Below are 15119 nucleotides of genomic sequence, written 5' to 3'. Positions count from 1 at the left end.
GGTTACTGCTGCTTTTCCCAGAACGACAGCAGACCCTGTGAGGCCGAGCCTCCGATCACGCAGGGAATGCCAACCGCGACCTGCCCCAGCGCCGCAGCTGAGACGCATCCGAGCGCGACCGCGCCGACGCCGACCTGGCCCCAGAAGCTGAGGTCGCGACGGCTATCGGAGCCCTTGGTCTTGAGCTCATCAACGGCCGCCAGCGCATCCTTGCGCAGCGCTGCGATCTGCACCGTGTCCGCTGCCTCGACGACTTCGGCGAGCGGCGCCTTGACCGCCGCCGGCTGCCTTGCAAGCTCGCTGCGGAGATATTCGCGCAAACCGGCATCGCGGATCGCATAGCTCGCGAGCGTATAGCGCGCCATGCTTCCGACCGTCAGCTTGTCGATCGTGTCGCGGCTCTTGCTCCATGGCAGCATCAGCACGATGCGCTGGATCGGTGCATGCGAGCCGGTCGCAAAATAGTAGCCCCACAGCGTATCAAGCAAATCCTGGTTGCTGGCAAACGTAAGGGTCGTGTTCAGCTTGCGCTCGTCCTTGGCGAAGGGATTCTTGGTGAAGGCTCCGCGCATCTTCTCCATCATGCCGGGCTTTACTTCTTCCAGCGGGATGTCGGTCAAGGTCGGCAGCTTGCCGGCCAGGTAGCTGTCGATCATGACCCGCCGGCCCGGCATTCGCGGCGCGACCCGGCGCAGCGCGTTTCTCCAGTCAGGCAGTCCCGAATAGGCGATGGCGCGGACGATCACCCATTCGTCTTCCGGTCGCACAGGGAAGAAACTGGCAATGAGCTGCTCGGCCTTGGCCGGGTTAGAGCCGATCGCACCGGCGATAAAGCCGAGATAGATGCCGGCATTCTCCGGCTCCTTGAACGTCTGCGAGTGAAACAACACGCGCACGGCAGCCGGGACATGGGCGTAGTCCGGCTTGGCCCGATAGTTATAGATCCATTGCTGGACGACCCCGAGCGAGGCGCGCGGATCGATTTCCGGCGCCTTCTCTGCATGCGCGGGCTGGATCAGCATGAGCGCAGCGGCAATGAGGACGGCAAATCGCATGTGATGCTCCTGCGAGTGCAGACGCATGCCACGGTTCCGGCACATGCGTCCCAGGCGCTCTCGATGAGAAAGCATGAAGCGCGCATTGCGACAATTCTGAGAAAACCGACCTTAACAAAAGGCGTCGAAATTGTGGCGCGCTTTGAAAAACCCGCCTGCAACTCACCTTATCCCAGACATTTTTTTGCCCCGCGCGAGCAATTCGATCTCAGGCGATCAACGGGAGCCCCGCGGGACGTGGGGATCAGAGCGATTAGACGCATCACGCAACACAACCGATCGTCCCGATCGGGGCTGGTCGCTTGTCGAATTGCCGGCGCCGTCGGGTTGATTTTCGCGACACCAGTCGTCGCCGAAACCGCGCCGCCGCAAGGATCGATCATCGTCGAAGGCAACCGCCGCGTCGATGCCGAGACCGTACGCTCTTACTTCAAGGCAAATCCCGACGGGCATTTCGACGAGGCAGCACGCGACGCGGCGTTGAAAGCGCTGATTGCAACGGGACTGTTCGAAAAGGTTTCCATCGAACGCGCCGGCGAGCGGCTTGTGGTGCATCTGTCCGAAGCGCCCGTGCTCGACCGCGTCGCGTTCGAAGGCAACAAGAAGGTCAAGGACGCCGACCTTGCCGCCGCCGTTGAATCCAAGGCGCGCGGCTCGCTGCAGCGCGCCACCGTGCAGTCCGACGTCAGCCGTATCATCGAGGCTTACCGGCGTGCCGGCCGTACCGAGGTCCACGTCGATCCGCAAATCATCGACCGCGGCAATGGCCGGGTCGACCTCGTCTACGCCATAACGGAGGGCGCAAAGACTCCGGTGCGGCAAATCGACTTCACCGGCAACAAGGCTTTTGGCAAACGGCAGCTCAGCGCGGTGATCAAGACTTCCGCCACCCATATGCTGAGCTTCCTGACCGGCGGCAACATCTACGATCCCGACCGCGTCGCGCAAGACCAGGAACAGCTCCGGCGTTACTACCGCAGCAAGGGTTATGCCGATGTCAGCATCCCCTCGGCGAAGGCCGAGTATGATCCGGCGGCAAAGGGCTTCACGCTGAACTTCGCGATCGATGAAGGTCCGCTCTATCACTTCCGGGAAGTCACCGTCACCTGCAACATTCCCGGCATGGATTGCGACCGGCTTCGCGCCCTTCCCACCGCCCGCGCGGGCGCGGTGTTCGACGGTAATGCCCTGGACAAGACCACCGAGCTACTGGCCATCGAAATGGCAAAGCTCGGCTATCCCTTTGCCGAGGCGACCCCTCGCCTCACCCGCGATGCCGCCACGCAACGCATCGACGTTGCCTTCGTGATCGAACAGGGGCCGCGCGCCTATATCGAGCGGATCGAAATTCGTGGCAACACGCGCACCCGCGATTACGTGATCCGGCGCGAATTCGACATCGCGGAAGGCGATCCCTACAACAAGACGCTGATAGACCGGGCCGAACGGCGCCTGAAGAATTTGAACTACTTCAAGACGGTGAAAGTATCGAACCGGCCAGGCTCGGCGCCGGATCATGTCATCCTCGATGTCGAGGCGGTCGACCAGGCCACTGGCGATTTCAACATCGCCGGCGGTTACTCGACCGTCGACGGCGCGCTGGTCGAGGTCAAACTGGGCGAGCGCAATTTCTACGGCACGGGCAAGAACCTGCAGTCCGTTTTCACTTACGGCCAGTATGCGCGCGGGATCAACCTGGCGGCGTCCGAACCCTATTTTCTCGGCACCAAGGTCGCGGCCGGAATCGAACTGTTCGGCCGCCAGACCGACGCCAACAGCTACCAGTCCTACGGCAGCACCACTTATGGCGCGAGGCTGCAACTGGGCACGCCGATTACCGAGGAAATTGGCGTGCAATGGCGCTATGCGATCTACAATCAGGACATCACGCTATCGCCGAACAGCTCCGGCCTGACGCCTTCGCTGGCCGTCCGGCAGGCAGCGGCCGCCGGACCGACGTGGGTCTCCGCCCCCGGCAGTGTGACGACGTACAGCACGCTCGATGACGCAAAGAGCCCGACCAGTGGAATCAGGTCGCAGCTAAGCCAGGATCTGGCTGGCCTTGGCGGCGACGTGAAATTCCTGAAAACGACGGAAGACGTGCGCTACTACAAGTCGCTGAACAGCGATCTGGTCGGCATGGTGCGCGCGCAGGGCGGTTACGTCACCGGCTGGGGTGGCCAGCAGGTGCCGCTGATGAACAATTTCTTCGGCGGCCCGACCATGGTGCGCGGCTTTGCTCCGAACGGATTCGGCCCGCGCGACCTGACGCCCGGCACCACGATGGATAATGTCGGCGGCAGCGCCTATTGGGCAACGACCGCCGAATTGCAGAGCGCGATCCCCGGCATACCCAACGAATACGGCCTCAGGGCCACGGCCTTCGTCGATGCCGGTAGCGTATTCCGCTACAGTGGCTCGACGGCAGGGCTTCAGGTCGCCAACAAGAACGTCGTGCGCTCGTCGGTCGGCGCCGGCCTGACCTGGGCCTCGCCATTCGGCGCCCTAACCGTCGACTATGCCGTACCGCTGACCAAGGCGGCCTATGACGTGGTGCAGCCGCTGCGATTCAGCGCTGGAGGCTTTTGACGGGAACGGGATGCTCCGTCGCGAACCCGTACAATAGCGCCAGCCGGTCGAGGCACTCGCGGAATCGCTTTGAAAAATAGTCCTTCCAGCGTCCAGTATGCAGGCCTCTGCGCTGGCCGATCTGCTCCATGGTCATTCCGTGGACCAGGACGTCATGCACCAGCGCCGAACCATCAGCACCAAGCTCGCGTTCGGCCCGGTTCAACCGCAGCACAGCCTTGCGCTGGCCCTCGGTGATCGGCTCGCGCCGCTGCCCGCCATCGACGTAGTCGCGGCTCGGATCGACCGCACGCGGTCCCCGCTCGGCCTTCTCCCAGTCGCTCTGGAACGCACGCCCTGCCTGATACTGCGCCTCGTCGATCTGGCGATGGGAATGCAGGCGAGCGAGTGGATCGTTGCGGATCGAACGCAGCGCAACAATCTTCTCGCCCGGCTCCAGCGCCAGGGGATTATCGACCTCCACGGTTGCGACTTCGGCGTTGCGTAACACGTCACGGGATCTCCGGTCATGCGCCCTGGCAGGATCGTACGGCTTTCGGCGTTTGGCTCTCGGCATCTGATGGACTCCTTGAAAGAGTGGAATTCAGGTTTTGATCGGAAGATCTATTCGATTGGTACGCCCGACAGCTCGTCGCTTAGCAATTCGAACAGTACGTGCCGGCGGTCGCCGCCTTCCGGCTCAAGTCCGATCAGCGCGCGCAGATGCGCGATCCGATGCCGGCGCGGCAGCCGCTTCAGTCTGCCCGCCACGCCTGCGACATCGGCACTCTCCATCCCGCCTCCAACCACACGCAGCAGGGCGGTGCTCACCGCGCGTTCGGCCGGCTCGACCGGATTTCGACTCAAATGAAAATGGGGCGTGCAGTAAGCCGAACCCGAGCGACGCGGATGTCCACAGAAGGTGATAGCTTCGTTCTCTTCATCGCCGCCGTAGGGGTAGCGGCAGTCACCCTTCTCGAGTTCGATCACAGAGAGATGCCGCGGTTCGACGGCCACGCAGCGCAGCTTGAGCGGCTTGACCTCCTTGAATAGCGGCACCGGCCAGACCAGCGCAGACATCCCGGCCTCACGGACAGGCGGCTCCGCGACGTCGCGCAGCTCTGCCGGCTTGGTCGGCATCGACGGTTGCCGACGATCATCAGCCCCCAGCCCCAGGCGTCGGGCGCGGCCGAGCGCAGCATTGCGAGAGTAGGACGTATTGAATCGTGAGTTGATCGCCTGCGCGGCCTCCGAAAAGCTCAAGCCCTTGGCAATAAATTCCCGCAGCGCGTCCGAGTGCTCGGGCGCCCAGTTCGACAGTTCCATTTGTTGTCCTTGCTCTTGTCAACGCCGCCCGACGCCGACCACCAATTTCTGATATTCCGAAATGAAAGTCAAGCTTGATTTCGGATAATCGGAACTGCTATGGTTTCTGAAATTCGGAAGGATTCGACCATGCTGGATGTGAGATTGATCGAACGGGGACTGGAGAAGCCGGGCAAGACCAAGGGCGGACTGGCGGCCGCAATGGGCGTTCGCCCTGGCGCCGTCTCCGAGATCCTGTCCGGGATACGCCTGATCAAGGCGTCCGAGATCGCCTTAATCATCGAGTATCTCGAACTGAACTCGGTGCCGATCATGGGCCGCGTCGGCGCCGGTGCTACGATCGAGCCGGAACACGAGCAGGTGCCGCCGGAAGGCCTCGGCGACGTCGAACTGCCCTTCCCCATCGCCGAAGAAACCATCGCCTTCGAGGTATCAGGCGATTCCATGCTGCCGAAGTACGAGAATGGCGATATCATCGTGGTCTATCGCGAGCAGCAACATCCGGTGTCGAGCTTCTACGGCGAAGAGGCCGCCGTACGCCTCAAGACCGGCGAACGCTATCTGAAGACGATCGAGCGCGGAAAGTCTCCGACCACGGTCAACCTCACGAGCTTCAATGCCAAACCGATCACCGGCGTGAAGGTGGAATGGATCGGCGAGATCTGCGTCACGCTGCCCAGGGGCCAGATCGAGCGGCTGCGCAGCAAGGCAGCCGCCCGGGCACGCAAGGCAGCAAGGGCGGCGGGCCGCGCGCCGGAAAAATAGCTACCGCGGCTCGCGATTTCCGAATCAACCGCTTCTGTCGCGGAAGTCACCGCCGCGACGCACGATTTCTGTTTTTCCGAATTTTATCTTGACAAACTTCCGATTTTCCGAAATACTGCCCCTCGATTTCAGGGCATGGATTGAGGTCGGATCGCCAGCATGCAGTATTTCGTCGTGATGATCGACTACGGCCGGCGCGGCCGCGAGGCCATCGTCGATCCGGAAATCACCAGGCGCGAGGTCATCTCCCGGGTGGCGTCGGGTGAGTACAGGAATATCAGCTTCATTCATGAAATCGCCGATTGCACGGTCGAGGATATCACCGCCGAGATCCTCGGCGAAGCGTCCCTGCCCGGCATCGCCGCGACCGGCGCCGATCTCCAAGCCAGCCACTTCGATCACCTCCGCGACTTGCGCAAGCATGAGCGCGCGTGAGCCTCGCTATTCCGTCAAAACATTGTGATCGCTGAACCGCTTCAATCGCCGACGGCTTGCTTAAATATTCTTCACGCAAAGTCTATTCCGACGGTGCGGACAGTCGCGCTATTGTCGCGATTCGATTCCTCCGACTTGCAAAGTTCTTAGTTCACAATGTCTCCGTCAATGAAGACTGAGCTCGCTGCGCGCGACGGCGATCTCCGACTCTATCTCCTGCTCGGTATCGCGGCCTGGTTTCTCTTTCTGGATCACGTTCCTCATAATGCGGTCAGCCTGCTGACCATGCGCAATTTCGGCTTCAGCGGCGCCACCGACCTGTTCGTGTTCGTCGGCGGCTATACTGCCGCGATCCTTTATGGAAGGATGATGCTGGAGCGCGGCTTCGTCGTAACGGCTACCCGCATCTTCAAGCGGCTGTGGCAGCTCTATGCCGCCTATATCGTCCTGTTTGTGATCTATATAGATCTGATCGGATACGTCGCGCGCAAGTCCCGGGCATCCGAACTCATCGGCGATTTCAATGTCACGGGAATCGTCGACCATACGATCCGGACACTGATTCATGGCCTGCTGCTGCAGGCCAAGCCGCTCAACCTCGATGTGCTCCAACTGTTGATCGTGCTGATGGCGATCTTCCCGATCGTTCTGTTCGGCCTGGTCCGCCGGCCGAACGTCACGATGGCGGGGTCGATCGGGCTCTACGCGGCAGCCCGCCAGCTCGACTGGAATCTGTCTTCGTTTCCCGATGGAAAGTGGTACCTCAACCCGTTCTGCTGGCAACTCCTGTTTGTGCTCGGCGCCTGGTTTGCCCTGAGCGGCGCGAATCAAATACGCACCCTGCGTACGCTTCAGGAATTCGCGATCCTGCGCGCCGCTGCGTGGCTGTATCTGGTCCTTGCCCTTGTGATGACGGTGGCGGCGAAGTTTCCGCAGGCTGGGCTTGTCCCGGACCTCCTTCGCGACGTCCTTCTGCCCCGTGACAGGGAAACTCTCGCCCCGCACAGGGTGATTCACTTCCTCGCGCTCGCCTTTCTCTTTGCCTATTTGGTGCCGCGGGACTGGGCCGGATTCAAATGGCTGGCGTTGCAGCCAGTCATCACGTGCGGCCAGGAATGGCTGGCGGTGTTCTGCGCCGGGGTTTTTCTTTCATTTGCCGGGCACTTCGTCCTGATCACGGGTCCCGACTCGCTCGTCATGCACGCCCTGGTCAGCTTTGCCGGAATCTCGATCATGACGGGCGTGGCCTATTATGTGTCGTGGTCCAAGCGGCAGGATCAAAAGCCGGCATTTCGAGCTCAGGCAATGGCGCGACTATCGGAGGAAGGCCGGTTCGCGAAGTAATTCGCGCGCCGGCTTGCTTCAATCCACCGGGAATGCCGCCTTCAACCGCGTCTCGCTATCGCGCAGCATGGCGGCATCGAGCCTTCCCTCGGCCGACGCCGCCATGGCGCAGGTGAAGATGCGATAGAACTGCGCCCCGTCGAACGCGACCAGCAAAAGATCGACACCGGCGTTGAGCGCCTCGACCACCGCTGTACAGACGTTGCGCTGATAGATTGCCCCCATCACGAGGTCGTCGGTTATGACGACGCCCTGATGGTTCCATTTCTTGCGAATGATGCCGTCGACAACCCGCTTGGAATGCGACGCGGGGCGGTCCGGATCGACCGAAGTCAGTGCCACATGCCCGATCATCAATTGCGCTTTCGAGCCGGCCAGCACCTTCCTGAACGGGATCCAGTCCGATGCTTCAAGCTCCTCGATAGGCGTATCCAGGTCGGCGCTGAAATGATGGGTATCGGTCCGTACGCGGCCAAGCCCCGGAAAATGCTTGACGGTCGCGCCGACGCCGGACGCTTCGAGACCGCCCACATAAGCGCTCGCGATATCGGCGACGATCGCCGGATCGCCGGAAATCGCGCGGCGGCCGATCAGCGTGTTGAAGTCGAATCGGTTGCGCTTCACTTCGGGCCGCAAATCCAGCACCGGCGCGAAATTGACGGTGACGCCGAGCGCCGCCAGCTCCTGACCGTGAGTACGCCCGAACGCCTGGGCCTTCTCGGCGCGAGCTTCCGGCGCAAGGTCCGCAAGCGTCGATAGCGCCGGCAATTTGGTCAAGGGCGGCGCCAGATGCGATACGATGCCGCCTTCCTGGTCGGCCGCAACGATCAGGGGTGGCAGGCTGGCGGCCCGCCGTTTCTCCTGTAGCGCCGAGATCTCTTCCTTCAGACGCGCCGCGGTAGAGCCCACGATGTTGTGCCTGGTGATGTAGACGCCGGCAATCAGACCCTTTTCGGCCAGGACGGCCACCTCGGCAAATGACGAGTATCCAACGATAAAGTGGCGCGCAAGGCTTCTTGCCTGCGCGGCATCGGCTTGCAGAACGCGCTGCTTGCGCCATTCAAACGAAGCATGCGCGCCGAGCATCGACAGCGACGGCAGGCACCACAGCAGAATGAGCGCCCTACCCGCGACACCCCTCCTCCAGTATCCGCCGCGGATAAGGATGACGGCAACAGCGACGCTCGCGACCGCCAGAACAATGTTTCCCGGCCCCCGCAGCGAAATCAGATAGGGATCGTTCTTGTTGGCTGCAGCGAAAACAAAGACAGCTCCGACGAGCCAGAGCAGGATGAGGCCAATACGCTTGAGAATTTTCATGAGAATCGATAGCGGCTTGCGCGAGAAGATCGAAGGAGACCATTGCCCGTATCAAACTTGCTTCATCGGCGCGAGCGCATAACGGCACCTGCACGGAAACTGCAAAAAAATCCTGAAGTCTTGCAGACGACACTCCAGGCAACTGCACAACAGCGCCGGATAGTGCGTCCTGCAAACCAGCAGGCGATCATCGAATGCCTATTCCGACAAGACTAGCGAATGACGGATGGTGGCTATGCGAGCGCCCCACGACCGCGCCGGTTTGCAGTTTTCCCCTCAAGGCAGGTAACGTAACGATGGCAGATTTCACCGCCCCGGCATCCAATGCCGGCTCCGTTCGGGAAGGCACTTTTCCCGTCAAGGCAACAGTTGCTCTCGCTCTCGCTGCACTGGCCGACTGGCTTTTCTACGGACATGGCATTGGAATATCGGCCGCCATCTTTGCGGTCGCCGTAGCCTGCGGCTCGCTGCTCGCCAACCTCGCAACTCTGAACCGAAAGCAGGTGCTGCTGGCCGGCGTTCTCCTGCTGGTCGCCCTTGTGCCCGCCATCGAGGAATTCAACGTCGCGTCGCTCACCTTCACGGTGCTGGCCCTCGGCATAGGTCTGCTGCTGACGACAAACCGCGACCGACATCGTCTCGGCGAGCGAACGGCTGCATTATGCGATCTTTATCTGGTCGGCCCGTTCAGATTCTTCCGCGATGCTATTGGTGCGTTTAATCTGCCGGCACTGAAGACCGGATTTGCCGTGTGGTTCATTCCCATAGTTCTCAGCAGCATCTTCGTGTTTCTGCTGGTGTCGGCCAATCCATTGCTTGAGAAGTGGATCAGCCTGCTGAACCCGGGTAACACGGCTTCGTATCTGAGCCTCGGGCGCATACTGTTCTGGACGGTGGCGCTGTCGATCGTATGGCCCTTTATCCACGTCCGGTGGAACCGCAAGCGGGAGATGCCGGCAGCTTTAGCCGAAGCGGCAGCCCTGGCGCAGGGGATACCATCGGGCCAAAACCACTTCTTCGGTGTTGCGACGATCCTGCGTTCGCTGGTCCTGTTCAACTTGCTGTTCGCCGTTCAGACTATCCTCGACGCGATCTATCTCTGGGGCAACGTGGCTCTACCTTCCGATATCAGCTACGCTTCATATGCTCATCGAGGCGCTTATCCGCTCATTGTAACGGCGCTATTGGCTGCCGGCTTCGTCCTTGCCGCAATGAGGCCCGGTGGGCCGGCCGAGCAATCGAAAGTGATCCGGCCGTTGGTCTATCTTTGGGTTGCGCAAAACGTGCTGCTGGTGATGTCGTCGATCCTGCGCCTCGATCTCTATGTTCAAATCTATCTGCTGACCTGGTGGCGTGTCGCAGCTTTCATCTGGATGATACTGGTCGCATTGGGGCTCGTGCTTATCGTTGCCCGCATCGTTCTGAATCGCTCGAATGACTGGCTGATCCGCGCCAACCTCATTACCCTGACGGCAACGCTCTACATCTGCTCGCTGATGAACTTTGCCGCTATCATCGCCGACTATAATGTCAGCCATAGCCGCGAAGCCGGTGGCAAAGGGGTGTGGATCGACATGAACTATCTGTTGTCCCTGGGGCCGCAGGCATTGCCCTCCATCGACCGGGCCATTGCCCTTCGCGGGTTCGATCCGACCCTTGTTTCCCGCCGTAGTTGCCTTGTAGAACAGCAAAAGAAAGAAACGGCTTCCTGGCGCTCCTGGGGTTTGCGGAACTGGCGCCTCCAACGCGCCCTGGATGCCCGACCAAAGAGTTCGACCACAGGCTAGTTCGACTGCAAGCCGATTGCGCCGGGAGAGACGTTTGACGCACCGCATTCTCATCGTTGACGACGATCTTCACATCCGCGAGGTCATTCGCGTCGCACTGAAGAAGGCCGGAATGGCCATCTTCGAGGCGCGCGACGGCAAGGAAGCCTTGACCCGCTTTGCCGCGGACAAACCCGATCTGATCATTCTGGATATCGGCATGCCGGAATTCGACGGCCTGGACGTCTGCCGGGAAATTCGAAAAGCCTCTGACGTGCCGATCCTGTTCCTCTCCGCGCGCGACGACGAGATCGATCGGGTACTGGGCCTGGAGATCGGCGGCGACGATTACGTCACCAAACCTTTCAGCCCGCGCGAACTCGTCGCGCGCGTAAATGTTATCCTGCGCCGCATCGCCTCGCGCGGGCAGGATGCGAAGGCGTCCCAGGCTGCGCTTTCGCAGGGCAGGCTGTCCGTCGATCCCGACCAGCATCTCGCCGAGTTTGCGGGCACCCCGCTTCGGCTGACGGCTATCGAGTTCGGAATCCTCAGGGCCTTCCTGACGCGGCCGACGCTCGTCTTCAGCCGCGAGCAGATCATGAGCGCAGCCTATCAGCTCAACATCCAGGTGTCGGATCGCACCATCGACAGCCACATCCGCAACATCCGCGCCAAGCTGTCCGCCGTGAATTGCGACAATGTCATCGAAACCATTCACGGCGTCGGCTTCAAGCTCGGACGATGCGAGCCGCAGGCATGACATCCCGCGCACGCGAGAAATGGCGCCCATCGTTGGGACTGGTCATTTTCGCCATGCTCGCCTCCGTGGCGATGCTGCCGTTGGTCGGATTATTTTTCTTCCGCCTCTACGACAACCAGCTCATCCATCAAACCCAGGCTGAGCTGATCGCCCAGAGCCGCGTGCTGGCCGCCGTCTATGCGCGCGAGGTGGAAGCCCAACTCACGGCCGGAATAACGCTCGGCGCTGAAATTCCGCCCGAGGCGCGCCCTGATCGGGACGATCAGCTGACGCCGATCCGCCCCGCGCTCGATCTCGCCGCTGGCCGCGATCTGCTCCGGCGGCGGCCGAATGCCCTTCCGGCAAACGCACCCGCCTCGCCTGCCTATGTCGAAATCGGCACACGGCTGACGCCGATCATGCTGGAAACGCAGAAGGTCACGCTGGCCGGCTTCCGCATTCTCGATCCTCGCGGGGTCGTGATCGCCGGCCGCGACGAGGTCGGCCAATCCCTCGCCCATATCGAAGAAGTAGCGACGGCGCTACGGGGACTATACCGGGCGGCCTTGCGAATTCGCAAACCCGACAAGCCTCCGCCTCCCATCTACTCGATCAGCCGCGGCGTCGGCGTTCATGTGTTTTCGGCAATGCCCGTCATCGTCAACAACCGCGTGGCGGGTGTCGTCTATACGTCGAGAACGCCGAGCAACATCTTCGACCACTTCTATCAGGAACGCCGCAAATTCATTCTGGCAGGCCTGACGGTCGTTCTGGCGACCATCGTCATCGGCCTGATTTTCTCCCGGACCATCACCCGCCCGATGCGCGAGCTCGTCGATCGCGCCAAGCGGATCGGCCGCGGGGATCGCGATGCATTCCAGCCGCTCGCCCATTACGGCACGCGCGAGTTCGCCCAATTGTCCGACAGCTTCCTCGACATGGCCGAACAATTGTCGCGGCGGTCGGAGTACATCGCGACGTTTTCGTCACACCTTACCCACGAATTGAAGTCGCCGCTGACGTCGATCAAGGGCGCCGCCGAGTTGCTGCTGGATTCGCTACAGAGCAAGTCGGATACGCTTACTCGGATGGAGCAGAAGAACTTCATATCGAACATTCTGGGCGACACCGGCCGCCTGGAAGCCATGACCCAGCGCTTACGCGAACTGGCGCGCGCCGAAACCGCACCGCAGAACGAGCAAACCGAATTGTCAGCGGTGGTCGGCGGATTGAAGAGCCGGTTCCCGACACGAGCGATCGAGGCCACCGGCGACCTCGAGCGCTCGATCGGCATGTCCAGCGAAAAGGCGCTGATCGTGTTGTCGCATCTGACCGACAATGCCATTCGCCACAATGCGAAGAGCGTACGGCTCGAAGCCGCCGCGGAAGAAGGCTCCGTCAGGATGACCGTCAGCAATGACGGCGATCCGATAAGCGAAGCGAACCGGGAGAAGATCTTCGACGCCTTCTTCACCACGCGCCGCGATACCGGCGGCACGGGAATGGGGCTCTCGATCGTCCAGGCGATCATGACCAGCCACGGCGGGTCGATCCGGCTTTTGCCGTCCAACCACGGCGTGACGTTCGAGTTGCAGTTTCCGGCGGTCTAGCGCCCTGCTCAAACCCGCTCGATGATGATGGCCGGCGCCATGCCGCCGGCCGCGCACATCGTCACCAGCCCGCGCTTGAGATCGCGCCGCTCTAGTTCGTCGAGCACGGTACCGATCAGGATCGAGCCGGTCGCACCGATGGGATGGCCAAGCGCGATCGAACCGCCATTGACGTTGACCTTCTCGCGATCGAGCTTGAGGTCACGGATGAACTTTTCGGCGACGACGGCAAAGGCTTCGTTGATCTCGAACAGGTCGATATCGTCGAGCGTGAGACCGGCTTTGGCCAGCACCTTGCGGGCGGCAGGCACCGGCGCATTCAGCATCAGGGTCGGGGAATCTCCCATATTCGCCATCGCGACGACGCGGGCCCTCGGCTTCAGGCCATGAGCCTTGGCGTAGCTCGGCGACGCCAGCAGGATGGCCGCCGAGCCGTCCACGACGCCGGACGAGTTGCCGGCGTGATGCACGAAGTTGATGTCGAGATCGGGATATTTGTCGAGGATGAGCTTGCGATAGGTGGTGCCCTTATCGTCGAGCGGATAGTCCGCTACGGCGGGAAAGGCGGGCTTCAATCCGGCCAGCCCTTCGAGCGTGGTTTGCGGCCGCGGATATTCCTCGCGATCGAGCGCGAGGCTGCTGTCCTCGCGATACACCGGCACGAGGCTCTTGTCGAAATGTCCACCCTTGATCGCGGCTGCCGCCCGCTTCTGGCTTTCGAGGCCGAACTCATCGACGTCCTGCCGCGTGATGCCTTCGAGCGTCGCCACCGCATCGGCGCAGACGCCCTGATGCGATTGCGGATGCCGGGCACGCAGGCGGAGATTGCCGTTATCCATCATGAACGGCCCCTCGCCGCGACGGCCTTCCATCGACATCATTTCGGTGCCGCCGGCGATCACGAGATCCTCAGAGCCGGACATGATCGAGTTGGCCGCCATGTTGACGCTGGTGATGCCGGACCCGCAGAACCGATCCAGCGTCACCGCGCTGGCGCGGACGTCATAGCCGGCATCGAGCGCCGACATCCGGCCGAGATCGCCGCTCTGCTGGCCGCGTTGCGAGCTGGTGCCCCAGACGATGTCGTCGACATCGGCGGTATTGATGCCGGTCCGATCGGCCAGCGCGCGCAAAACCGTTGCGCCGAGCTGCTGCGGATGGATGCCCGACAAGGCGCCCTTGCCGGCCTTGCCGATGCCGCGCGGCGTCCTGCATGCGTCGATGATCAGCGCGTCAACCATGGTGTTTTCCTTCTTGTTGCTTTGCCGCATTTGTCGCTGACCAAGCTGCAAAGTCAATCGCAGCGCCCATCCGGGCGATATGATTACTGCGCTACCGCCCCCGCAGCGCCAGAATCTTCTCCGCGGCGCGCAGATGCGGCTTGTCGATCATCTTGCCGTCGATCTTCACGACACCTGACGTGGGATTGTCGTTGAAGGCCTTAACCACCTTCTCCGACCACGCGATTTCCTCATCCGTCGGCATGAAGGCGGCATTGACGACGTCGACATGCTTGGGATGGATCACCGCCTTCGCCAGGAACCCATCCTGCCGCGCGGCAATGGATTCTTCCCGCAGCGCGTCCAGATCATTGATATCGGTCGCGATGGTATCGATCGCAACGACGCCGGCCGCGGCAGCGCTGATCAGGCAGAGATCGCGCGCCAGCAGGAACGGCCCGTGAAAGCGCCCCTCCGTCCGATTTCGCGACGCGCCGAGCGATGCCGCAAGATCCTCGGCGCCCCACATCATGCCCCACAACCGCGGGCTCATATTCTCGAAATCGAGCAGCTTGAGGACTGCCCTCGCCGTCTCCGTCGCCACCGTGACGATTCGCGTGGAGCCGTGTTCGATTTCGGCGGCGGCCTCGAAGGCATCGAGATACAGCGAGAGGCGATTGACGTCGGCGGCGCCGGCGCATTTCGGCAGCACGATCCCATCCGGCCGGCCCGGCATGACGGCCGCGAGGTCGCCAAGCGTCATCCCGGTATCGAGCGCGTTGACGCGGACATACATCTTCTGGCCCGGCATCCGTGTATCGAGCATCTCGCGCACCGTGCGCCGCGCACCGACCTTCTCGTCCGGCGCGATCGAGTCCTCAAGGTCGAGGATCAGCGCATCGGCTGCGGTCTTCTTCGCGCTTTCGAACTTGCGCTGGCTGTCACCGGGAACGAACAGGAACGAACGCATC

13 protein-coding genes are annotated in these 15119 nt (G+C 61.8%); 7 read left to right on the top strand and 6 right to left on the bottom strand.

Annotated features, from left to right (window positions below; translation table 11 throughout):
- Positions 1–2: 2 nt before the first annotated feature.
- Complete coding sequence (locus tag CQ14_RS02440; protein ID WP_057856425.1) at positions 3–1055, bottom strand: hypothetical protein; 1053 nt, start codon at positions 1053–1055, stop codon at positions 3–5.
- A 327-nt stretch (positions 1056–1382) separates the two neighbouring features.
- Here CQ14_RS02440 and bamA point away from each other — a divergent pair, with 327 nt between their 5' ends.
- Complete coding sequence (bamA, locus tag CQ14_RS02435; protein ID WP_245320140.1) at positions 1383–3644, top strand: outer membrane protein assembly factor BamA; 2262 nt, start codon at positions 1383–1385, stop codon at positions 3642–3644.
- On the opposite strand, the gene CQ14_RS02430 is transcribed toward bamA, so the two are convergent.
- Together CQ14_RS02430 and CQ14_RS02425 are read right to left on the bottom strand one after the other, a co-directional pair.
- Positions 3625–4200 carry a DUF6456 domain-containing protein gene (locus CQ14_RS02430; protein WP_057856342.1) on the bottom strand — a complete coding sequence of 192 codons (576 nt, stop codon included), beginning with the start codon at positions 4198–4200 and terminating at the stop codon, positions 3625–3627. The two genes, bamA and CQ14_RS02430, sit on opposite strands and share 20 nt — an antisense overlap.
- 47 nt (positions 4201–4247) lie before the next feature.
- On the bottom strand, positions 4248–4949 hold the full coding sequence (locus CQ14_RS02425; RefSeq protein ID WP_057856341.1) for a GcrA family cell cycle regulator: 702 nt from the start codon (positions 4947–4949) through the stop codon (positions 4248–4250).
- A gap of 129 nt (positions 4950–5078) precedes the next feature.
- Here CQ14_RS02425 and CQ14_RS02420 point away from each other — a divergent pair, with 129 nt between their 5' ends.
- From CQ14_RS02420 to CQ14_RS02410, 3 genes are all read left to right on the top strand, one after another.
- Entirely contained in the window at positions 5079–5714 is a 636-nt protein-coding gene (locus tag CQ14_RS02420) for a LexA family transcriptional regulator (RefSeq protein ID WP_057856423.1), read from the top strand.
- 159 nt (positions 5715–5873) lie between these two features.
- On the top strand, positions 5874–6149 hold the full coding sequence (locus CQ14_RS02415; protein ID WP_057856340.1) for a hypothetical protein: 276 nt from the start codon (positions 5874–5876) through the stop codon (positions 6147–6149).
- 156 nt (positions 6150–6305) lie between these two features.
- Entirely contained in the window at positions 6306–7493 is a 1188-nt protein-coding gene (locus CQ14_RS02410; RefSeq protein ID WP_057856339.1) for an OpgC domain-containing protein, read from the top strand.
- A gap of 18 nt (positions 7494–7511) precedes the next feature.
- Here the strand turns inward: CQ14_RS02410 and CQ14_RS02405 are convergent, their stop codons facing one another.
- Positions 7512–8813 carry a glycoside hydrolase family 3 N-terminal domain-containing protein gene (locus tag CQ14_RS02405; RefSeq protein WP_057856338.1) on the bottom strand — a complete coding sequence of 434 codons (1302 nt, stop codon included), beginning with the start codon at positions 8811–8813 and terminating at the stop codon, positions 7512–7514.
- A gap of 296 nt (positions 8814–9109) precedes the next feature.
- Between CQ14_RS02405 and CQ14_RS02400 the strand changes: the two genes are divergently transcribed.
- Genes CQ14_RS02400 through CQ14_RS02390 form a run of 3 tightly spaced genes read left to right on the top strand, consistent with a single transcriptional unit; the run spans position 9110 to position 12928 of the window.
- Entirely contained in the window at positions 9110–10600 is a 1491-nt protein-coding gene (locus CQ14_RS02400; protein WP_057856337.1) for a DUF4153 domain-containing protein, read from the top strand.
- Between the two features lie 34 nt (positions 10601–10634).
- Positions 10635–11339: a response regulator transcription factor gene (locus CQ14_RS02395; RefSeq protein WP_057856336.1), complete on the top strand. Its 705-nt coding sequence runs from the start codon at positions 10635–10637 to the stop codon at positions 11337–11339.
- On the top strand, positions 11336–12928 hold the full coding sequence (locus CQ14_RS02390; protein WP_057856335.1) for an ATP-binding protein: 1593 nt from the start codon (positions 11336–11338) through the stop codon (positions 12926–12928). The genes CQ14_RS02395 and CQ14_RS02390 overlap by 4 nt, the downstream gene beginning before the upstream one ends.
- Positions 12929–12936: 8 nt before the next feature.
- Here the strand turns inward: CQ14_RS02390 and CQ14_RS02385 are convergent, their stop codons facing one another.
- Positions 12937–14169, bottom strand: a complete 1233-nt coding sequence (locus CQ14_RS02385; protein ID WP_057856422.1) for an acetyl-CoA C-acetyltransferase — start codon at positions 14167–14169, stop codon at positions 12937–12939.
- 91 nt (positions 14170–14260) lie between these two features.
- On the bottom strand, positions 14261–15118 hold the full coding sequence (locus CQ14_RS02380) for an HpcH/HpaI aldolase/citrate lyase family protein (RefSeq protein ID WP_057856334.1): 858 nt from the start codon (positions 15116–15118) through the stop codon (positions 14261–14263).
- Position 15119: the final 1 nt, after the last annotated feature.

This window comes from Bradyrhizobium lablabi (assembly GCF_001440475.1).
GTDB lineage: Bacteria > Pseudomonadota > Alphaproteobacteria > Rhizobiales > Xanthobacteraceae > Bradyrhizobium > Bradyrhizobium lablabi.
The sequence above is the reverse complement of the archived record's forward strand: the minus strand, read 5'-3'. Positions and strand labels throughout refer to the sequence as shown.

Bases quoted from the DNA above. Each gene is read 5' to 3' on its own strand.
- CQ14_RS02440 (WP_057856425.1), bottom strand. From the start codon at position 1,055: ATGCGATTTGCCGTCCTCATTGCCGCTGCGCTCATGCTGATCCAGCCC.
- CQ14_RS02430 (WP_057856342.1), bottom strand. From the start codon at position 4,200: ATGCCGAGAGCCAAACGCCGAAAGCCGTACGATCCTGCCAGGGCGCAT.
- CQ14_RS02425 (WP_057856341.1), bottom strand. From the start codon at position 4,949: ATGGAACTGTCGAACTGGGCGCCCGAGCACTCGGACGCGCTGCGGGAA.
- CQ14_RS02420 (WP_057856423.1), top strand. From the start codon at position 5,079: ATGCTGGATGTGAGATTGATCGAACGGGGACTGGAGAAGCCGGGCAAG.
- CQ14_RS02415 (WP_057856340.1), top strand. From the start codon at position 5,874: ATGCAGTATTTCGTCGTGATGATCGACTACGGCCGGCGCGGCCGCGAG.
- CQ14_RS02410 (WP_057856339.1), top strand. From the start codon at position 6,306: ATGTCTCCGTCAATGAAGACTGAGCTCGCTGCGCGCGACGGCGATCTC.
- CQ14_RS02405 (WP_057856338.1), bottom strand. From the start codon at position 8,813: ATGAAAATTCTCAAGCGTATTGGCCTCATCCTGCTCTGGCTCGTCGGA.
- CQ14_RS02400 (WP_057856337.1), top strand. From the start codon at position 9,110: ATGGCAGATTTCACCGCCCCGGCATCCAATGCCGGCTCCGTTCGGGAA.
- CQ14_RS02390 (WP_057856335.1), top strand. From the start codon at position 11,336: ATGACATCCCGCGCACGCGAGAAATGGCGCCCATCGTTGGGACTGGTC.
- CQ14_RS02385 (WP_057856422.1), bottom strand. From the start codon at position 14,169: ATGGTTGACGCGCTGATCATCGACGCATGCAGGACGCCGCGCGGCATC.
- CQ14_RS02380 (WP_057856334.1), bottom strand. From the start codon at position 15,118: ATGCGTTCGTTCCTGTTCGTTCCCGGTGACAGCCAGCGCAAGTTCGAA.